We start from the raw sequence: 18220 nt of genomic DNA, 5'->3' as shown, positions 1-18220 counted from the left end.
ACAGCATTCACCCGCATCCTCGGAAGAGCATCACCCGCAGATACATCAACGACAAACATCAAAAAAAGCCACCGCACGATCCTGCCCCTCAGTGTTGGCGGGAGTGGTTGTCGCCCTTCCATCAATCCTCTGCAAGCCTGGTATCGGCTCTTTTCGCGCAGCAGATGATTATTAGCGTCGAAGGGGATGGATTCATGAAATTCTTGATGTTTACAGCTGCGGCGCTGCTCAGCGTCGGTGTCGGTGCAGACACCGCATGCGCCTCCGGAACGTGCTGCAAAACTTGCAGGTCTGGTCAGGCCTGTGGTGACAGTTGCATATCAAAAGGCGCGGTCTGTAAGAAAGGACGTGGTTGTGCCTGCCAAGGTTAGAACGGCCGAAAAGTCGCTCTGGTTGGTTAGGCGGAGCGAGCGACCAGCTAGACCCGCCAAGCCCCCACATACTCGACCGGCTGGAAGACCTCGGCGCCTTCGTGGTCTTCCTGCCATCCCAGCGTCCGCCCATTCCCGACGGCTACCATCAGGCAGCCGATCGCATGCTCGCTGGGGATCGCGATAATGTCGCCTATCCGCGCCGCCGCCGGCGCGATCTGCTCAAGCCCCATGTCGTCCAGCGCCGCTGGCAGATCAGCGTAGCCGCGCGCCTTTAGCTCCTTCAATGCGCTACGCACGGTCGCGTACTTGCCCTTGGCCGGGAGGCGGACCTTATGCCCCATGCGGCGCAGATGATCCGCCGCCAGCCGCACACAATCAGCATGACCGAGCTTGAACTTGCGACCGCGCCAAGCATCCAGCGTTGCCTGCGTCGCGTCACGGCGCCGTACAGCCTCGCTCATCGCTCCTGCGTCCGTCCGTTGTATCCTGCGCCGGTCGCACCGCCGCTGGCGAAGCTTACGCTCGATGGCGGCTTCTCCACGCCCCAATAGCTCGTCTTTTCGATGCCGCTCATGTTCGCCAGGCCGGTTTCGCCAGGCCAGACCGTCAGGTGGTGGCTATCCGACAGCCGCGCGCCGATCTCCTGGTCGTGAAATGCTTCCAGCGCCGAGGTGCAGCGCCATTCGACCGTTCGCGACGCCTTGCCGACCCGCAGCCGCGGCACGTCCAGCTCGCCGGCGAACAGGTGGATCGGATCTGGCAGAACCTGCCCGGTCGCGCGATCGACAACTGCAATCCAACCGTTCACCTGGCCGCCCTGTGCCGTCGATGATGCCAGTTCTGCCGCGGTCGCCTCATCAGGTGGTGCGAAGGTCAGCAGCCACTCCGGCGCCTCGTCGCTCACCCCGTCCTGCAGGTTACCGGCTGACACCAGCACCCCGAACTTCGGATCGCGCCCGACGAATACGCCGCCGTTCCACGGCACCTCGCCCGAGCCGACTAGATGCCGCATGGTATAGTCCGGCAGATCGACCTGGACGAACGGCACGATCGGCGATTTGGCCGCGCGCAACGCGGCACTCATCTCGGGCGTGAGTCGAAACGTCATGCGCGCTCGATGATCGAAAAGCTGAGCGGCTCGACACGGATGCGCGTGAACGCCGCGCCTTTTGCATCAAAACCGACCAGCCGGCCTTCGATGAAAGGCTGTGCGAACTCGCACGTCTGACCGTCGACAGTGACGAACCGAAGCATAGGCCAGATCGGCACAGCCGCCTTGCCCGCGCCGTCAACAGTGACGTCTCCGCGGATCATGAACACGTAGCGGCGGCCGGAATGGATGATCGAGAAAAAGTCACCCCGTGCGAGAACCTCACCGGCGACGCGCCCTCGAATATTGAGCGTTGAGCCGGTCTGCCCGGCACCATCCACAGCCCCGCCGCCGGCATAGACGCGCGAAGCGTTGACCAGCGGCAACGGTGCAATCGCATCCGCCGTGGTTGCCTCGGTCAGCGCCGCGATCAGGTTGCGGCTGTCAGCGTTGCGGAGCAGCTGGTCGGTGACGAAATCGACCGCGAAGCGATCTCCCATGCGGTTGATCTGCAGATCCTCGCCGCCGAGTGACCCTTCCTGGGTGCCGCTGAACAGGACAGGTCGTGGAGCGCCTGTAGTCTTGATGCGGATGAGCGGGAGCAGAACCGACATTACCAGCGCCGCCCCAGCCGCCGCGCGCCCTGAGCCCGTATCTCGGCTTGCCCGATGGCTGCCCCGCCGGCCGCTCCGCGCATCGCTGCGGTGTCGCCCACGGCTTGTATTTCCGCCCAGAACTCGGGTGTCATCATGTTACCCGAGAGGTTGAAGTGCTGATGGACAACCGGCGCCGTATCGTTCGCTGCCAGAATCCGCCGCGTTTCTGCTGCAGGCGTCACGCGGCTGCCGCGTGGCAAGCTCACCAGCTCGGGGCCGTTTTCGCCAATAAGTGCCGCGCCCGCGCTCGAATAGTGAGTGCCGACCGCAAAACGCGGCAGGCTAGATGCCGCGAGACCGGCAACATCGACGCCAGGAAGGGCAAGGCTGCCCCAGCCGGCTGATGGGTCGGCATAGCTGGTGCCAGCCGCTCCTTTGCCGCCAAATAGTTTCCCGATAGCGCTCACGAAACCGCCCGCCGCACCGGTCGCGCCCTGCACATTGCCGAACGCCATCCAGCGCGCGAGCAACTCGCTGATCACCTGCAGGCCCTGCTGCCGGAACATGTCCCACACGCCCTTGGTGCCGCCGGTCAGAACGGTGCTCCACAGGTTACCGAGATAACGGAAATCCTCTTCCTGCTTGTTCAGCCGCCGCGAGTTCTCCTCGTTCCACTTGTCGACCTCGACACGCTGGCGCTGGTCATAGTCGCCGACCAGTTGAGCCATAGCGTTGCCGTTCAGCTCGTCCCCGAACACCGACCGCGCAGCATTGTTGAAGTCGGCGCGCTGCACGGTGATCGCCTGGCGCACGCCGATGAGAGATTGCCCGAGCGCGTTGCCATCGGTGAACAGGCGCAGGCTCGTCAGCTGCTCCGCCTCTTCCTTCGCGCGCTTGGCAGCATCCGCCCATTCATCGAGCGCGAACTTCCCCTTCTGCCACTGAACGTGGAGGTGACGCCCTTCATCAATGATCTTGGCCTGGATGCCGCGAATGTCGAAGAAGCGCTGCAGCTCTGCCTGCGTGATCCCGCTCGATTTCGAGATATCGATCGCTTGCCCGCGCTCATGATAGCTGCGCCCAGGTGGCGCTGCGAGTGGCCCGTTCCCGGCCTTGTAGCGAGCATAAAGCACCGCCTGCTCCGCGGTGCTGCGATCGGTGCTGTTGATCTTGATTCCTGCGAACTCGCCGCGCAGCGCCTTTGCCACCTGCGCTGAGGTGAGCGTCTCCGTGTCGCGCCTCAGCGCCTTGGTCGAGTCCTCTACGGCCTTCAGTTCGCGATCACGCGCGTCGGCCAGCGCGTCCAGTTTTGCAGCAAGCAACTTCCCATTCCGCTGCAACTCAGGATCGCCTTCCAGCGCTGATCGCTGCCGCTGATAGATCAGGTTAATTCCCGTGCGCGGATCACGCATGGCATCAACGCGCTGGCCGATCATGCGGGCAAATCCGGCATCATACCCGCGCTGCAGATCGGCCATACTGCGGGCGTTCTCTGCGAGCTGGCGCTCAAGGTCGTTGACGCGATCGCGCGACTGCCGCTGCACCTCACCGATCGCTTCGCCTGCAATTGAAGCGGCGCCGGCCGAGTTGTTCATCTGCTCTTCGGCGCGCGCCTGTTCCAGCAGCGCCTGTGTTTGCTGTCGGGTGGACAACGCGTCGTCGAGAGCGATCTTGATCTGGGCGGTGTCGAGCGCCTGCCTCCGCTCTGCGGTGACGAGCGCCTTTTCCTGTGCCGCCGCTAGGTCAAGAACAGCCTTGCGCTGCTCTTCAAGAGCCTTTCGCTGCTTGTCAGCTCCGTCCGCGCCCTCGAAAAGCTTGGCCACGAACGGCGCGGCGACCATCAGCGCCACCTGCGCGGCAATGCCGAACGGCCCCATCAGCGCGCGGGCGACGGAGCCGACCTTGCCCTCGACGTAGATCAGCTGGCCGGCAAGCTGGCCGCCCTGAACGACCAGCGCCTGCATGACGTTGCCGCCCATCGTGGCCTGGATCACGAAGTCTTGGATCTGCGGCGCTGCCTGCGCGAACGCCGCCCCGGTGCGGTTGGTCGCGCCGGTCGCGCGGCCGTGGCCCGTTGTGGCGGCGTCCAGTGCCTGCTGCTCCAGGCGCAGCTTGGCGACATAATCGTCGAGGCTGATCGCACCGCGGCTGATCAGCTCACGCGCTTCCCCGATCTCGGTGTTGAACCGCTGCTGTGCGGCCCAGGCAGGGTCGATGGCGGCGCGCAGCGCGCGCGCGCGCTGTTCGAGCTGGTCCTGCTCGGCGAGCATCTGGGCGAACACGCCGGATGAGCGGCGAGCCGAACCTTCATATTCACCGAAGCCGGTGGCCGCCGCGCTGTCGACGCGCATCTGCATCGCGGTCTGCGGCATGATGGCGTTGAGCTTCGCCATCTGGCGCTCGCGCCGCGCGATCGCGGCTTCAACCTCGGTCTCCGCCTTAACGAACGACTTTGCCATGCGCTGCGCGGCCGCGTCGCCTGTTGCCCCGATGTCATCCAGCCGGCGCTTGACCTCAGGGTCACCGGTGATCCCGAGACGGATAGCGGTGGAGGCGGTGCGCGACGTTGCCATGCTATTCGCCTCCCTCGCTCTGCATACTGATCAGGATTGCCGCCTCTGCTTCCGGCAGAAGGTCGACCGTGATGTCTGGATCGGCGCCGAGCGCGCCCGCGACGGCCATCACTGCCCCGTAATCTAGTCCAAATGGGTGGCCGCTGGGCCCGACACGCAGCTGCTTGTCGCAGCGACTGATCGCGTCGAACGCTAGCTCGACTTCTTCGTTCTCGATCGCGTGTTGCCGGTACGGGCACGCTTCGCACCGCTCTTCGCCGCCGCACGCGGCGCGGCAGTATCCTTCGCCGGCGTCACCCTCGACGAAATGCCATCGGATGAGCCGGCGGGCACGTTTTTTGCCCGTTCCCGCATGACGAACGGCAGCACATAGGCGGTGTCGAAAGCATCGAAGATCACGGCATCCGACAGCAGGAGCGCCTTGTTCTCCGGACTGAACGGCAGGATCCGATAGCGGAGCCCGTCGACCTCCACGATTTCGGCATCGCCAACGTCTTCATCGTCGCCGACCGGCAGCGCCGCGGCGCCATGCTCCCAGCCGATCAGCCCTTCCGTCAGCAGCGCGAGACTGACGGCGTTGCCCACATCGTCGAGGAAGGCGCTATCATCGCTTGCGGCGCCAGCTGAGGTCGCACCGCTCGACGCCCACCGGCGAGCGCGCATCAGCATGGGTCGGGTGATTGGCGCGAAGGTGAAGGCGCCGCCCATGATGGTTAGCAGGAACGGCCCTGTCGCGGGTTTCTGCGCGATGATCACGCGGTAAAGCTCGCAATTGAAGTTCGTCCCAGCGTCGCGCGGAGCATCGGATTGGCACCGGTCGACGCTTGGTAGTCGAAGCTCGCCATGATGCCGCCTGGGCCGGTAATGCTTCGCTTTGGCCGCGGCAAAAACACGCGGTCCATGGTCAAGGTGAGCGACGAGTTCAGGTACGACCACATGAACTCCAGGCTGATCGGGATGCCACCGATTGCCTTGTTCAGCAAAGCGTGATCGGCAAACCGCAGCGTCACGTTGCCGCCGGCGGTGGGCATGCCGGGGTCAACATCCTCAATCTCGCTGTCGGGGCGGATCGTCTCGATCTTGTCGAGTCCATTGGAATAGTTGATCGTGCCGCTGACAAGGCTTGCCAGCTGCACACCATCGGCGTTGGCTCCGCCCGAGGCCTGCGCGAAGCGATTGTAAGTACCTAGACCGCCGGCAGGGGGGATGGTTGTCGTCGGGCCTGGCGTAGTCTCGCCCTTGCCGATCAGCCCGACAGTGGCGTTGAGCAGGCCTCCACGGGTCGCGTTGATCTGCAGTGTATTCGCCCGCACGCCGTAGTTGACTGAGTAGCTCGGCACGCGCGGATGGCCGATCGGAATTGATGCCGAGGGTAGCACCGCTGCGCCGCTGCCGAAGAAGTGGCTGAACGTATCATCGACCGGCGCGGTCGCCGGCTCACCCAGCAACAGTGTCAGCCAATAGCCGAAGAAAGATGGATCAACCGGCACCACGACATCGCCATCGTTGTTGATGACGTCCGGCGTCGGATCGAGCGGCGCGCGCCCTTGGCCAAGCAACTCGCTTTCGATCAGCCCGCGGGTGGCGCCCAAAGAAGTGCTGACAAAAGGCAGCGAGTGGTAGCCACTCCCAGGTGGCGTCCCGTAGGTCGCCTCATAGGCAAGCTGCAGCGTCGCGTCGGAACCCCGTGCGCGTCCCATAGGGAAGTCTCCTTCAGAAAGGGTCAGGAAAGCGGGCTCGACGTCCCGTAGGTAGCGATGATCGAGAAGTCGGCGCCGCGGGGCGGCCGGGCGCCGGGAACATTGCGGTCGCCGTCCAGCACAACGATGTCGGAGGTCACCGGCGCCGTCGCTTCAAGCCAGATGCACAAGCCGCCGAGGGTCCGATCCTCATCTATGGCCGCACCGATGAGCGCTAGGATCTCGTCGGCCTGATCTTCAGCCGATCGGCCGCGCGCGCGGGTGACGGTCACCTCGATCGGAATGGCGTGATCGTACCAATAGGTGAAGATGCCAAGATCGACCTCCGGCTCGCCGGGGTCGCCGGCACCGACGACGATGCGCCCAACCTCATCGGCCCGGGCGGGCAGATCCTCATCGTCGACGCCGGTGACGGTCGCGCCTGCCACGGCAAAGCTGATCATGTCAGCGACGGCGCGGAGAACGTCCAGGCGCTTGCTCATCCATCCTCCAGCCGACGGGCGAACTCGAGGGACCAGTTGTCCGCCCAGCGCCGCGCCGGCCCTTCCAGGTCGAGCAGCTTGGGCTTCTTCACCGATCGAACGAGGGTGAACATGATGACCGATTGAACCGGTCGGGGGTTGCGGGTGCGGCCGGCGCGCTCGCGCTCTGAAGCGCCGCGCCACCGGCCGGTCGCCTTGCGAACGACCAGGCCTTTCAGGACGAGGTAGCCGACCGCCGTGCTGTGGCGGATGCTGGGCGTGCTGAAGCCGCTATCACTGGCGGCGATGAACACCAGACGCTTGCCAAAGCGCTCCTCTACCTCCTCGGGGGTGAACGCGTTGCCTTGACGGTGCCGCGGGCAATCGGCGGAGGGGATCGCCAGGAACTTGCGGCCGCCCGATGCGACGATTGTCGCGCCTTTCTCGTAGCTCTCGATGATCTCCGAGGCGCGCGACTGAATGTAGCCGGCTGGCTCGGGGCTATCGCCGGTGCGAGGATAGACCTTGTCGGTCCACGTCTTCGCGAGCCGCTCGCCCAGTCCCGCGTCTACGATCTGCGCGCGCAGCTCGGCTTTGGCGTCCGGCGTCGTGTCACGCATTGCGCTTGTCGCGGCCGTGGCGATGCGCCCATGAACAGCGGCCGTCGCGGCTGAGAAGCCGAACGGCTCAATCGTTACCCGGTGTGCCATCGTCTGCTGGTGGCGGGGGCGGGGCAGACGGCACGGGCGAGGTCGGGGCGGCATCAGCGGCCGCTGATGCCGCCTTGCGCCGCTTGGCCGCGGAGCCCTTGCCCGCGGTTTTCGGCGCAGGCGCATCGACTGGATCGCCGAGCAGCATGCCACCATCCTGCAGGCGCTTCGCTTCGGCATCGCTCACGGTGAGCGGGTTCTCATGCTGGTATCGCAGCTTCTCGCTCACGATCTGCGAGCCGATGATGTTGATCTGCTTCATGGGTAGCTCCTCAGTCGCGCAGCTGGTCGGCGCCGATGGTCCAGGTGAGGCCCTCGACATCGCTCATGGGCGTGCCGATCAGCTCGAACATCTCGCCACCGGTGATTGCGCCGGCCTGGATCGCGCCACCAATCGCGACAACGTCGCCCCGTTGCGGGTGCGCGACGTCTGATCGGCGAATGTCGAAGTGATTGGTGGCTTGGATGACGCCTCGCGGCCCAAGCTCGTCCGGCTGTGCTCGGATGACGCGGATGGGGAAGGGTGGGGTGCCTGCGATAGGCTGGTAAACCGCCGCCGCAGAACCGGGCATCTCGAACAGCGCGTCCAGCGCCGCGGCGAACGGGTCATCCATGAGGCACCCCAGACTTGGCCTCAAGCCTTGTAGACTTCGACCATGGTGACGGCGCCGGTGCGTTCCAGCTGCTCGATCTGATCGTCGTCGAGACCAGCTTCCTTGGCGATGTCATCGGTGATGATCGAGCCGGGCGCGATCACCTTGCCGTTGGAATGGTGCAGTTCGGCAACCGCTCGCGGCATCTTCGTCAGTTCTGGCGTGCTCGACTTCGCCGGTGTCTTTGCTTCGGTCATGATAAGGCTCCTGGAATAGGAGCCCGGAGGATCCGGGCTCACAGGCGGGGTGGGACGGGCGTCAGCGAACCGTGACGCAGAGCGACGCGTTCGGACGCTTCGGGATCGGCAGCGGTGCCGACTGCGTCAGCACCCATTCGGCCGGCGGGTTCTCGTCGATCCAGTTCTTCGAGAACCATGGCGTGGCGATGTAGCCGGCGCGCGGGTCGAGAATGGCGCCGTAGGTGGGGGTGCCCTCGTAGGCGCCAGGCGCGACGACAATGACGGTGAAGTCGGGCAGCAGCGCCTTGATGCTGCCGTCCACGTCCTCATACGTGTCGTTGTAGACGTAGAGCTCGACCGTGCCGATGCGACCCTTGAACACCGGGGCGCCCGGCGCGCCAGGCGTAAAGCCCAGCATGACGGAGCTGTTCGTCTGACCCATGGTCAGGTCGATCACGCGATCGAGATTGTTGTCCGCCTGGAACAATGCCCACGATTTGCGATCGAAGATCACATGGCTCGGCGCGGCACCGACGATGGTGGCGACCTCGTCCAGCCAAGCTGCGACGTCCGCCACCGGCGAGACGCCGCTCTCGCCCCAGCGCGACGTGTTGAGCAGTGCCTTGGTGAGGCTGGCATCACGGCCGAAGTCGACCACCGCGGTCGGGTAATCCTCCCCGGCGATGGTGACCCGGCCGGTGCGGACGATTTCAGCCGCCATCACCTCGTCGCGGCGCTCCAACTGCCGCTTATGCCCCAGCAGATAGTCCAGCATCATGAGGTCGCGGCGATCAGCGAGGCTCAGCTCGCCGCCGATCGCTTCGCCCGGACGCCGCTTGCTGAATTTGGTCGGATCGACCCGGTCCAGCGGCTTCAGATAGCCGGGCGTGAAGCTCTCGGTCTGGAAGCCTCGGTCCTGGCGCGGCTTGCCGGGAGCATACGGGCTGACGAACGGCGCGATACGCAGGTCATCGAACACGCGATCCCACTTAATGTCGGGCGTGTCGAAATAGATCGGCGTTGCGGTCGAATAGAGCAGGCGACGAAGGAAGTTGCCGGGAACCCGGAGCGGCTCGATCATCGCGATCAGCTCCGTCGGCGCGTAAAGGTCGATCATGGATAGTCTCCAATGGAAGTGGGGCCGGCGCGGCGCGAGCCGCATCCAGCCGCCGGACGGAGCGGATCAGCGAAAGGGCGGATCAGCCGTAGGTGATGTTGAGGGCGCGCAGCTGCTCACGCGCGGAATCGGCGGTGTGGCCGGCTCCGAAGATGAGCTTCTCCTTTACGAAGTCGCCGCTCTCGTAGGCGATCGCCTGAACGTCGGCGCTGGTGGCATCGACGTTCTGGGCGAGCACCAGCTTCGGCGTCTGGCTGCCGTCTGCGGCGGCAGAGGCGGCGAGGGGGTGCTTCTTGGTGGCGGTGATCTCACCAAGTACCGAGCCGAGCGTGTAAACGGCGCCGGCCGGGAGGGTAACGACGCGGGTGCGCAGGGTTGCGCTGCCGCGAATGAGCGTGACGGGCGGCGTAAACGCCTCCACCGCGCGCGAGGCACGTCCGTACATGGGGAGTCCTTTCAGATGGCGCCGCGGAGGCGGCGGGGCGAGCTGCCGACGTCAGCCGGCTGGCTTGAGGTGGGAGAGGGCGGAGTGGCCCATGGCCGCCGCCTTCGCGACGATGGAGCGTCCGCGTTCGGCAGTACCCGCCTTCGGCGCTTCGACGCCGGCGCCCTTCGCTCCGGTTACGGGCAGCTGGCTGGACTGCACCGCGCCTGCCTTCAGATCGGCGACGCTGGCGCCGCGCGCCTTGGCCGACTTGGCGAGATCGATGGCAAAGGCGCCTGCATCGGTGCCGCCTTCAATTGCGGTGCGCAGCGAGGCGGACATGCTGCTTGCCGGGCAGATGTCGACCAGAGCGAGGATCCGCGCCTGCTCGTTGCTCGCTGCCGTATCGCCGGCGGGCTGATCGGCGGCGGTCGCGACCTCGATGCCTTCGTACCCAGCGTCGACCAACGCCGCGGCGAGCGACACGGCAGTCTGGGCCGAGCCGACGATGGTGATGGTGGAGATGCCGGCGAGAATGTTGTCGTCCGCCGCCGGCGCGGTGTTGTTCTGGTCACCCATGAGGGTCTCCTGGGATGCGCGGGCGCGTCCTTGCGCGCGCCGCTGGGGCTTGGCCTGGCGGCCGTTCACGGATGCGACGAACTCGGCTTGCGAGGCCGCCCATCCCATGACCTTGTCAGCGAGGCCGGCGCTCACCGCCTCCTCACCGCGAAAGACGCGCGCCTCGGTGCCGCGGACCGCTTCTTCGGACATGCCGCGAGCGGCAGAGACGTGGGCGACGAACCGCCCGTAGGCGTGATCGATGTCCGTCTGGATGGAGGCGCGAACGCTCTCCGGCAGCGCCTCGAACGGATTACCGTCGGCTTTGTGCGCGCCAGCGTGGGTCAGGGTCACCTTGATACCGGCTTGTTCCAGCTGACCCGAGAAGTCGGCGTGCATGGTGATGACGCCGATCGAACCAGCGTAGCCAAGGTCCTGGACGGTGATCTCATCGCAGCAGGCGGCAATGGCATATGCGGCAGACGCGCCGACGCCGCGGATGATCGCGCGTGACGGCTTGTTGCCGCGATCGGCCATCATCTGCGCGACCAGCTCCATCAGGTCGGTGACCTCGCCTCCGGGCGAATCCACATCGACCAGGATGCCGCGCACGTTCGTGTCGCGCTGCGCGAAGCCCCACGCCGCCCGGACGGCGTCATAGCCGGTAAAGCCCGACGAGGGGGTGACGCCGCCGCCGTTCTCCGCAACCAGCTCGCCACGAATGTCGATGTGCGCGACGCCATCTTGCACCGTGAGGACATCGGTCGCGTTCAGGTCGGTGCGCCGATCGTCGGCAGTCTGGCGCGCCTCGATGCTCGCCCGAGCCGACGAGGCGCGCGAAGTCAGCTCGCTGATGTCCAGCTGATCGCCGCCGGCGTGCATCAGCAACTGGCTGACGTCGAAACGCGGACCGACGACGCCCAACACGATCGCGGCGGTCGAGGGAAGCACCGCAAGCGGCGTGTTGAACAGCCGGCGGGTGATGCCGGCCCGGCTGAAAGAGCGGAAGCTCATTCGTCGTCGTCCTTCTTCTCAGGCTTGGCGGGCTCGTCGACGTTGCCGGCGGGAGTGCCAGGCGAGACCGCGACGGGAAGGCCCTCATCCACCCACTGGCGGTGCTCGCGCCCGCGCTTGCGGATGTTCTCGCGGTAGTTGCCACCGGTCAGCTCGGCGGTGATCTCCTCACCGGTCTGCCAGCCGTTATCCTGTCGGATCTTGTACCCGTTCGCCTCCTGAGCCGGGTTGAGCGAGATCTTGCCATCTCCGCGCCAGTCGCAACCGAGCCACGCGGCTCGCGTCTCCAGGTCGGCGAAGAAGCCGGGCATGGCGTAATCGCCGCGTGCGACCTTCTCGGCGACAAAGCACTCGTAGGTGGGGTAACCCATGTCGCCGCCGAACCACGACCGCTCGCTCCGGACGGTGAGATAGAGCGCTTCGATCTCGGCCTTGCTGGCTGTGTAGCTGGAGTTGAACAGCAGCATCAGCACGCCGGCGGGCACGTCGATCGCGGCGCCAATCTGCTCCACGATCGCCTTGAAGAACGGAGCAAAGGCCGAGTTCGGCCGGCCGGGGCTCTTGATCTCAACCTCGGCGTCGCTGTCGATCTCCAGCACGGATCCGGATTCGATCCTATACTGCGGCGGGGCGGCGTCGAGCGGCGACCCGCCGCCGTGACCGGTCGCGCCGTCGCCGCCGTCTTCGTCCCCAAAGTCCGGCTCCGGCAGCGGCGTTGCCCCCGGCGATTTGTACACGATTGCGATCATCGCGCTCATGACTGCCGCGAACAGCTCGGCATCGGCGAGGTCCGACACCATCTTGAGCGGTTCGAGCACAGTTGCTAGCATGCCGACACCGCGGACCTGCTCCGGTCGGATCCGATGGCAAACGTGCACAACGCGGGGCAGGGCGAGGTCGCGGTCCCAAGCCTCGATCCGCTCGGGCATGATGTGCGCGATAGAGCGAAGCACCAGATCGCCGGGGTGCTGCTTGAGGATCCAATAAGCCACAGGCGCGCCCATGGCGTCGACTTCGACGCCCCCTGCGATGACATTTCCCGTGCGCGGATCTACCGCACCGTCGGCGACGTGAGGCGGGTTGCGGAGCCGGTCCGCTTCGATCAACTTCCAAGCGGTAAGCATGCGCCGGCCGGGCTGATCGTCGGGCATAACGCGCAGCGCCAGCACATCGCCCGATGTGTAGGTGCCGCGCGCAGCCACGCTCTGCAGACCGTAGCCCGTCGACTTGCGCTCCGCGTCCGCGTCCTTCGATGCCATGTAGCTGTCGAAGTCAGTGGCGAGCCTGAGCTCCCAATCGGCCTGATCTTCCGGCGAGAGGCCCAGCTTCGTTCCGTCAACGGCAGGGATCACCATCAGCCCGGTGCCGATCACGAACGTCGTCTTGCGGTTGATTGCTGCCGTGGCGATCGGCTGGTTCATGGCCGCGTCGCGCTGCTCCGCGCGGAGGCGATCGGAACCCGGCAGGATGTCCGCGTTGGCTGAGCGGGCACGGGCGAACCAGCTGCGGCGCTTGGTACGATCGGGCTGCGCGCCTCGAAATCCACCCGAACCTGTCAGCATCGAGGTGGCGGCCATCCGTGTGCGCGCCAAAAGCCGCCGCTCGCCAGCGGCAGGGTTCACAAACGCGACGGCACGGTCGACCAGATTGGCACCGATGTCGATCCTCACCGTCAGCGGATCCGGTACGAGCCGCGCCGCATATGGCCGACTGCGCGCGGGGTGGGGAGCACCGTTGGCGTCGGGTTCAGCCGATCGACGTGCCCCTGCCAGTAGTTGATGCCCTCTCGGATCTCGCGCAGATCGGCGCGCGTCAGTTCGCGGCCGTCTGCGAAGCGGTACGATTGGCTACCAAGCACGCCCTTCTCGGCGTCCAAATAGGCGGTGAGCCGCGCCGCAGCGATTTCCAGCGTGATGCCGAGGTCGGCCATGGGGATCTCCTCAGCTTGCCCGAATTACGCGCACGCCGCGTCGCGCTTTTGGCGGTGTTGGACGACCGACTGGCTTTGAACCTTGCCGCGTGACGGTTGGCGTGCGTTGCGCCTCTGGCTCCGTCCCGTCCGCCGCAGGAGCTTGTTCCGGAGCTCGGGGTTTTGGCGGCCGCGCCCACATAGGTACGCGGGTAAGGTTCTGGTCTAGGCCGATCAGACGGAGCATGACGACCAGCGCGTAGACGAAGAGGTCCCACGTCTCGTTGCGGACGCCCTCCGGCTTTTCCCAGTGCCCCTCTACCTTCTCCTCCGCTCGCAGTTCAGCGACGTAGGGGTTGATCAGCTTGCCCGCCGGCGTGTCAGCGAACTCGCGCGGCAGCGCGACGTAAGCAGGGCCGGGGGTGGGGCGACGGAGGCGGTAATCCGCAATGTCCTTCATGCGGTTGACGTTCGGGACGTAGAGTTCGCACTCCGGCGCGCCTTTCACCTGGCGCTTAGCGTCGACCGTTGGCGCCGGCAGCAGGCGGCCGTTAGGCCGATTGCCGCCCTTCAGCAGCGTGATCGACGTTGAGGGAAGCGCGGCGCGGTTCTCAGCGCGGCTGCCGGTGACCATGTCGTGCCACCAGGCATACGCGTTGTCAGTGGCGTCGTCCGAACCGCCGGTATCGACGCCGGTGCAGAAGATGCGCACGCGGAGGGATCGATCCCGCTGGAGCGGATAGGTGCGGCTGAGCACCTTGGGATAGAGGACCTTCCAGTGCTCGCGCCGCCGGAACGGCTCCAGTTTGGTGACGCCATCATCCAGCGTCAGGATGTCGAATCGATCGATGATCCAACACCGGTTGCCGATGCCATGACCCACGATCAGGACGGAGAAGCGGTCGTGGCCGAGGTCGACGGTCGCAGTGAGGCAGACGACGCCGTCCGGCACTTCGCCCATGCCGTAGGTTGCATCTCGCGCGCGGGCGATGAGCGCGTCCTCGGTCACCGGAGCATCGCCGATCGCCCGGCTGGCGTAATTGCGGCCGACCTTCGTCTGGTAGAACGATTTGAGCGGACCCTCATCCTGGTGCTCCTCGAAGCGGAGCTCCGCGGTGCGGTACTGGCGCGCCAGCGTGGCCCATGGTGCCAGGCCGAAAACGCCGTCCCACCAGTAGCTGTCCGTGGCGTTCGGCTCGAGTTCGCCTTCCTTGCCCCCTGGCACTGCCCGCTCGCCGCGCCCGATCCACCGGCCGGTGCGCATCAGTGCGGGCTTGTCCGACTGGAGGTGGACACCGCCGCAGCCCTCGTGTGGGCAGACGAACCCGACCGAGTTTGCGGCATCAAGGGCGGTACCATCAGCCTGGAAGCTGAGGCGCTCCCACGCCATCTCCATCGGCTCGCCGCACATCAGGCAATCTACCCACCAGCGCTTGCTGGTGCCGGCGGCTACAAGCGGCTCGATACCGCGCTTAGGTCCCTTCTTAGGCGAGGAATTGACGTAGAGCTTGGTGCCGTAGCCGGCGAAGGATGTGGTGCGACCTTCGAAAAGGGAGACCGCGTCCCCCTGACCGCCGATGTCGTCGTCAAAGTCATCGTAATCGTCCAGGCGCCCGCGTGAGAACGGGCGCGCGCGAAAGTTCGGACCCGTCGGCCAGAGGAAGTGCCAATCGCAGCCACGAAATTGTTTGAGGTAAATGTTGTCGGCGCTCGCGCCATCGAGCTGGCGTTCGGCGACATCGGGGCATTCCTCGAGCAGCTTGTTGATCTGCGTCGTCACATAGGAGGCGGTCAGCTCTTTCGTCGGCGCCCAGAAACCCATGTCCGCCGGATCGTAGATGACCGAGTGGACCTGCCAGTTATTGCCGACCTCCGACTTGCCCATCTGACTGGGGCCGATGATCGCGACGATGGCATAGATGCTCGTCATCGCAAGATTGTTGGTCGGCTCGACCAGGTGCTGCATCGGCTCCGGACTGTCGCGCCAAGGGCCGCTGTATGCGCCTGGGTTGCGCAGGTGCCGATGTCGGTCCGCCGCTTCCATCGGCGTGATCTTCTCGGGGAACAGGATCTCGCGAAACGAGCGCCGGATGCTGGCTCGCGTGTCGGCAAACCTTGGCGGCTCGCGTGTCTGCTGCATAAGCAGGGCGAGCGCGCCGAGGCGGTGATTGATCGGCGGCGGGCTAGTCGATGCTCCCGTCGGCATCGTCGCTGGCGTCAACATCCAACGCCTCCACGAACTGCTTCAGCCTGTCGGCGATGAGTTCGTCGATCGCGTCTTCGACCTCCCGCTCCAGCGCAAACCGGCGCCGAACCGTCTTGCCGATGCCCTGAAGCTGTCGGCGAAGCTCGATCACTGCGTTGACGGTATCCGCCTCGTAGTCCGAGACCCGGGCCAGCTCGCCCATCGCCTCGCGATACTCCAGCTCGGCCAAGCCGGCCTTGAACTCGTCCCCACGCTGCTTGCCCGAAAGGAGCAAGTCATCCTCGCTGGCGTCGCCGCCAAGCATCTGAAGACGAAGTGCGGCGAGCTGGGCAGCACGGCCGTCATCGTTCGCACTCGATGCAGATCGCTGCTTCCACCACTCGACGCCGAGCAGTGCCGCGATCTTGTAGCCGCGGCCACGCGCGCCGCGTTCGAGGATCCACGGCGCTCGCGCCGGCGCCGACTTGAGATGCGAGCGCATCGTCTCGCTGGTAACGCCGCACAGCGATGCGAACTCGTCGAGATTGACGATGAGTTCGCCGGCGGAGCGTTTCTTCGGCGCCGCGCGCGGCGTGCTGGCGCGGGCCATCGCCACCTCCGTGATCAGTCGAGAGCCCGAGCGGAAAACAAAACCCAAATAAAAAGGCGTAGCGTTTTCCGAACACGGGAAACGCGCGTGCGTCGCGCTCTGCCACCCCGCATTGCGCCAATCCCGTTGGGAGGACCCAACGGGGCAGGGGTCAAGCGGATGGGCGGCGATGCCCCGCACCAATCCCTGCCTGTAGCCCTGCGCTGGCACGCAGATGTTCGCGCTATCTTCCCTCGCCGCGCGCGGTTCATGGAGAGGATCATGAATGGGCGGCGAGGTGGTGGACCAGCCAAAAGGGAAGCCGGTCGACCGAAACTGTGAAGGGCAAAGCTTACGCTATCCACCCGGCGCACATGCGACTGGCTCAGGGGCGACGCGCAGTGGCATGGTGGCCAAGATCGTCATCGCCGAAGCTGCTAGGCAGCGGCGCCAAAGGCGGGCTGCATTTGTTCTACACCAACTGGCACCACTCGCCAAGCCTCTACCTTCATCGTTAGCGTGCCGCCAAAGTTGATGAGCGCTGTAGTTCCGTCGCCCTGTACGATACGACCAACAGCACCCGCCAAGGCTGGCATGTCGGGCACGATCACTTCGGCGCCAGGCGCAAAGGTCTTACGTTCTTGGCGTAGCGATTTCCGCTTAGCTCGTTCCGACCGCAGCATGTCGGCGCGCGCACGACGAGCATCTTCCCGCGTCACCGCGTCACGCTCAGCCTGGATCGCGATGTCGGCCTGATGCTCCGCCTCACGCAGCCCAGCAACGTCCTGCTCTGCAATCATGGGCGCAGCGCCCGCGAAGGTGAAGATGGAGAAGGGGCAGCCAGCCAGGCGCGCGCGTTGCGCCAGCTCGGCGAGATGCTGCTCCCGCGCAAAGATGATCATGGGCAGAATGGGACGCTGCACCTCAATCATCTTCCGCCTTTGCCCCATATGCAGCTGGCGCCGCTGCCCCGGCGCGGGAACGCGTATAGTTCGCGTCGGCGTCCAAACGTCGAGCCCATCAGATGTCAGCTGCGCCGCTACCGCGACGGTTCGCCCCGGCGATGTCTGCAGGATGCACCAATCTTTCCCCCGCTGCGTCATGTCTCAGGCCGCCTCCTCGTGCGGAACATAGTTAGAACGTATCGCGTGCGCTACTTGGTCTTGGGTGATTGCGCCGATCTTCACGCCAATGCTGCGCAGCTCCGGGGTGAGAGCGCGGATCTGCTCGACTGTCAGCTCGGGCTCGGGGTTTGGGGCGGCAAGCGCGGGCTGATCCGGCTCCAGTGCGCGGCGGATCGCAGCCTCAAGTTCGCGCAAGCGCCGCAGCGCCATGGAGTGGCGATAGCCGATCGGCACGGCCTTCTCCCGGATCACGCCCTCCACCTCGTTGAGGAAGCGCATGGGCGTATGCAGGGCAGCCTGCGCGGCCTCGCGCGCCACGCGTCCTGGCAGGTCGGACAGCGCGGTCACCATCACCTTGTTCCAGGCGTCAGCCTGCTCAACCGCGATCGTTGGAGCAATCTTCGTGCAGAGCAGCGCGAGATCATCCGCCAGCCCGCTGGAGAGCTTCCCCGGCTTGCCGCTCGCGCCCAGCCCCTTCGGCTCTGCCTCTTTCAGGGCGACCAGACCGCGCTCGTAGCTCTCGATCAGCGCCGGAACGTCAACGCCCTCAGATTGGGCAAGTGCCATCTCCGTCGTCCACGCCGTACTGCTCGCGAGCGCGGCGACGTGCCTCGATCGGGCCGCTGGGTCGGTCATGGTAAGCTCGTGTGACATTTCGGGGTTCCGCAGTTCGGGTGATCCAGTGGGGCTCGAAGGTGAGCCAGCCTCGCTCGACGATCAGGTCGACGATCCGGCCAGGAGGCCACTCGTCGTTGGCGTTCTCGGTGAGCCGGTTGGTGAGCAGCTGGTAGGCCCGGTCGGTGAGCGGTTGCCGCTTGGCTTTCCGGTGATCGATGAACCCGGCCCACTGCTCCTCGCTGACGCCAGCCGGAGGCGGCATCGCCCTCGGCCAACGGGACTTTGCTCGCACAGGCCGGTCCTCACACGTGCTCGCGTCGGAACTCTCCGGGTGGGGGAGCGGGGG

At 65.7% G+C, this 18220-nt stretch carries 22 protein-coding genes; all 22 read right to left on the bottom strand.

Annotation, left to right across the window (positions count from 1 at the left end; genetic code table 11):
• Positions 1 to 418: 418 nt before the first annotated feature.
• Positions 419 to 835 (bottom strand): DUF6950 family protein, encoded by a 417-nt coding sequence (locus SPDO_RS10915; protein WP_088367548.1) that lies wholly within the window; start codon positions 833 to 835, stop codon positions 419 to 421.
• Complete coding sequence (locus SPDO_RS10910) at positions 832 to 1482, bottom strand: hypothetical protein (RefSeq protein WP_088367547.1); 651 nt, start codon at positions 1480 to 1482, stop codon at positions 832 to 834. The genes SPDO_RS10915 and SPDO_RS10910 overlap by 4 nt, the downstream gene beginning before the upstream one ends.
• Positions 1479 to 2078, bottom strand: a complete 600-nt coding sequence (locus SPDO_RS10905; RefSeq protein WP_143559637.1) for a hypothetical protein — start codon at positions 2076 to 2078, stop codon at positions 1479 to 1481. The genes SPDO_RS10910 and SPDO_RS10905 overlap by 4 nt, the downstream gene beginning before the upstream one ends.
• Positions 2078 to 4633, bottom strand: a complete 2556-nt coding sequence (locus SPDO_RS10900; RefSeq protein WP_088367545.1) for a M15 family metallopeptidase — start codon at positions 4631 to 4633, stop codon at positions 2078 to 2080. Before SPDO_RS10900 ends, SPDO_RS10905 begins: the two co-directional genes overlap by 1 nt.
• Before the next feature lies 1 nt (position 4634).
• Positions 4635 to 4793, bottom strand: a complete 159-nt coding sequence (locus tag SPDO_RS17375) for a DUF7697 family protein (RefSeq protein WP_425441955.1) — start codon at positions 4791 to 4793, stop codon at positions 4635 to 4637.
• A 32-nt stretch (positions 4794 to 4825) separates the two neighbouring features.
• Positions 4826 to 5389: a hypothetical protein gene (locus SPDO_RS10895; protein WP_088367544.1), complete on the bottom strand. Its 564-nt coding sequence runs from the start codon at positions 5387 to 5389 to the stop codon at positions 4826 to 4828.
• Entirely contained in the window at positions 5386 to 6333 is a 948-nt protein-coding gene (locus tag SPDO_RS10890; RefSeq protein WP_211280068.1) for a phage tail tube protein, read from the bottom strand. The genes SPDO_RS10895 and SPDO_RS10890 overlap by 4 nt, the downstream gene beginning before the upstream one ends.
• A gap of 23 nt (positions 6334 to 6356) precedes the next feature.
• Complete coding sequence (locus SPDO_RS10885; RefSeq protein ID WP_088367543.1) at positions 6357 to 6815, bottom strand: hypothetical protein; 459 nt, start codon at positions 6813 to 6815, stop codon at positions 6357 to 6359.
• The gene (locus tag SPDO_RS10880; protein ID WP_211280067.1) at positions 6812 to 7504 is read right to left on the bottom strand and encodes a DUF6441 family protein; all 693 of its coding nucleotides are present in this window, start codon (positions 7502 to 7504) and stop codon (positions 6812 to 6814) included. The genes SPDO_RS10885 and SPDO_RS10880 overlap by 4 nt, the downstream gene beginning before the upstream one ends.
• On the bottom strand, positions 7482 to 7766 hold the full coding sequence (locus SPDO_RS10875) for a hypothetical protein (protein WP_088367541.1): 285 nt from the start codon (positions 7764 to 7766) through the stop codon (positions 7482 to 7484). Before SPDO_RS10875 ends, SPDO_RS10880 begins: the two co-directional genes overlap by 23 nt.
• Positions 7767 to 7776: 10 nt before the next feature.
• The gene (locus tag SPDO_RS10870) at positions 7777 to 8118 is read right to left on the bottom strand and encodes a head-tail joining protein (RefSeq protein WP_088367540.1); all 342 of its coding nucleotides are present in this window, start codon (positions 8116 to 8118) and stop codon (positions 7777 to 7779) included.
• Between the two features lie 20 nt (positions 8119 to 8138).
• Entirely contained in the window at positions 8139 to 8354 is a 216-nt protein-coding gene (locus SPDO_RS10865) for a hypothetical protein (protein ID WP_088367539.1), read from the bottom strand.
• Positions 8355 to 8415: 61 nt separating this feature from the next.
• A complete protein-coding gene (locus tag SPDO_RS10860; RefSeq protein ID WP_158212184.1) occupies positions 8416 to 9453 on the bottom strand; it encodes a major capsid protein in 1038 nt (345 codons plus the stop codon).
• Positions 9454 to 9535: 82 nt separating this feature from the next.
• Positions 9536 to 9898 carry a head decoration protein gene (locus tag SPDO_RS10855; RefSeq protein ID WP_088367537.1) on the bottom strand — a complete coding sequence of 121 codons (363 nt, stop codon included), beginning with the start codon at positions 9896 to 9898 and terminating at the stop codon, positions 9536 to 9538.
• A 51-nt stretch (positions 9899 to 9949) separates the two neighbouring features.
• Entirely contained in the window at positions 9950 to 11449 is a 1500-nt protein-coding gene (locus SPDO_RS10850) for a S49 family peptidase (protein ID WP_088367536.1), read from the bottom strand.
• On the bottom strand, positions 11446 to 13011 hold the full coding sequence (locus tag SPDO_RS10845; protein WP_245829467.1) for a phage portal protein: 1566 nt from the start codon (positions 13009 to 13011) through the stop codon (positions 11446 to 11448). The genes SPDO_RS10850 and SPDO_RS10845 overlap by 4 nt, the downstream gene beginning before the upstream one ends.
• Before the next feature lie 110 nt (positions 13012 to 13121).
• On the bottom strand, positions 13122 to 13379 hold the full coding sequence (locus SPDO_RS10840; RefSeq protein WP_211280066.1) for a DUF6148 family protein: 258 nt from the start codon (positions 13377 to 13379) through the stop codon (positions 13122 to 13124).
• 10 nt (positions 13380 to 13389) lie between these two features.
• A complete protein-coding gene (locus tag SPDO_RS10835) occupies positions 13390 to 15402 on the bottom strand; it encodes a terminase gpA endonuclease subunit (protein ID WP_158212183.1) in 2013 nt (670 codons plus the stop codon).
• A gap of 139 nt (positions 15403 to 15541) precedes the next feature.
• Positions 15542 to 16153: a hypothetical protein gene (locus tag SPDO_RS10830; protein WP_088367533.1), complete on the bottom strand. Its 612-nt coding sequence runs from the start codon at positions 16151 to 16153 to the stop codon at positions 15542 to 15544.
• 416 nt (positions 16154 to 16569) lie between these two features.
• Positions 16570 to 17064 carry a hypothetical protein gene (locus tag SPDO_RS10825; RefSeq protein ID WP_245829405.1) on the bottom strand — a complete coding sequence of 165 codons (495 nt, stop codon included), beginning with the start codon at positions 17062 to 17064 and terminating at the stop codon, positions 16570 to 16572.
• Between the two features lie 174 nt (positions 17065 to 17238).
• The gene (locus tag SPDO_RS10820) at positions 17239 to 17823 is read right to left on the bottom strand and encodes a hypothetical protein (protein WP_088367531.1); all 585 of its coding nucleotides are present in this window, start codon (positions 17821 to 17823) and stop codon (positions 17239 to 17241) included.
• Positions 17804 to 18136 carry a hypothetical protein gene (locus tag SPDO_RS10815; RefSeq protein WP_088367530.1) on the bottom strand — a complete coding sequence of 111 codons (333 nt, stop codon included), beginning with the start codon at positions 18134 to 18136 and terminating at the stop codon, positions 17804 to 17806. Before SPDO_RS10815 ends, SPDO_RS10820 begins: the two co-directional genes overlap by 20 nt.
• Positions 18137 to 18220: the final 84 nt, after the last annotated feature.

Source organism: Sphingomonas dokdonensis, assembly GCF_002197685.1.
GTDB lineage: Bacteria > Pseudomonadota > Alphaproteobacteria > Sphingomonadales > Sphingomonadaceae > Sphingomonas > Sphingomonas dokdonensis.
The sequence above is the reverse complement of the archived record's forward strand: the minus strand, read 5'-3'. Positions and strand labels throughout refer to the sequence as shown.

Bases quoted from the DNA above. Each gene is read 5' to 3' on its own strand.
- SPDO_RS10915 (WP_088367548.1), bottom strand. From the start codon at position 835: ATGAGCGAGGCTGTACGGCGCCGTGACGCGACGCAGGCAACGCTGGAT.
- SPDO_RS10910 (WP_088367547.1), bottom strand. From the start codon at position 1,482: ATGACGTTTCGACTCACGCCCGAGATGAGTGCCGCGTTGCGCGCGGCC.
- SPDO_RS10905 (WP_143559637.1), bottom strand. From the start codon at position 2,078: ATGTCGGTTCTGCTCCCGCTCATCCGCATCAAGACTACAGGCGCTCCA.
- SPDO_RS10900 (WP_088367545.1), bottom strand. From the start codon at position 4,633: ATGGCAACGTCGCGCACCGCCTCCACCGCTATCCGTCTCGGGATCACC.
- SPDO_RS10890 (WP_211280068.1), bottom strand. From the start codon at position 6,333: ATGGGACGCGCACGGGGTTCCGACGCGACGCTGCAGCTTGCCTATGAG.
- SPDO_RS10885 (WP_088367543.1), bottom strand. From the start codon at position 6,815: ATGAGCAAGCGCCTGGACGTTCTCCGCGCCGTCGCTGACATGATCAGC.
- SPDO_RS10880 (WP_211280067.1), bottom strand. From the start codon at position 7,504: ATGGCACACCGGGTAACGATTGAGCCGTTCGGCTTCTCAGCCGCGACG.
- SPDO_RS10875 (WP_088367541.1), bottom strand. From the start codon at position 7,766: ATGAAGCAGATCAACATCATCGGCTCGCAGATCGTGAGCGAGAAGCTG.
- SPDO_RS10870 (WP_088367540.1), bottom strand. From the start codon at position 8,118: ATGGATGACCCGTTCGCCGCGGCGCTGGACGCGCTGTTCGAGATGCCC.
- SPDO_RS10865 (WP_088367539.1), bottom strand. From the start codon at position 8,354: ATGACCGAAGCAAAGACACCGGCGAAGTCGAGCACGCCAGAACTGACG.
- SPDO_RS10860 (WP_158212184.1), bottom strand. From the start codon at position 9,453: ATGATCGACCTTTACGCGCCGACGGAGCTGATCGCGATGATCGAGCCG.
- SPDO_RS10855 (WP_088367537.1), bottom strand. From the start codon at position 9,898: ATGTACGGACGTGCCTCGCGCGCGGTGGAGGCGTTTACGCCGCCCGTC.
- SPDO_RS10850 (WP_088367536.1), bottom strand. From the start codon at position 11,449: ATGAGCTTCCGCTCTTTCAGCCGGGCCGGCATCACCCGCCGGCTGTTC.
- SPDO_RS10845 (WP_245829467.1), bottom strand. From the start codon at position 13,011: ATGCTGACAGGTTCGGGTGGATTTCGAGGCGCGCAGCCCGATCGTACC.
- SPDO_RS10840 (WP_211280066.1), bottom strand. From the start codon at position 13,379: ATGGCCGACCTCGGCATCACGCTGGAAATCGCTGCGGCGCGGCTCACC.
- SPDO_RS10835 (WP_158212183.1), bottom strand. From the start codon at position 15,402: ATGGAAGCGGCGGACCGACATCGGCACCTGCGCAACCCAGGCGCATAC.
- SPDO_RS10830 (WP_088367533.1), bottom strand. From the start codon at position 16,153: ATGGCCCGCGCCAGCACGCCGCGCGCGGCGCCGAAGAAACGCTCCGCC.
- SPDO_RS10825 (WP_245829405.1), bottom strand. From the start codon at position 17,064: ATGATTGAGGTGCAGCGTCCCATTCTGCCCATGATCATCTTTGCGCGG.
- SPDO_RS10820 (WP_088367531.1), bottom strand. From the start codon at position 17,823: ATGGCACTTGCCCAATCTGAGGGCGTTGACGTTCCGGCGCTGATCGAG.
- SPDO_RS10815 (WP_088367530.1), bottom strand. From the start codon at position 18,136: ATGCCGCCTCCGGCTGGCGTCAGCGAGGAGCAGTGGGCCGGGTTCATC.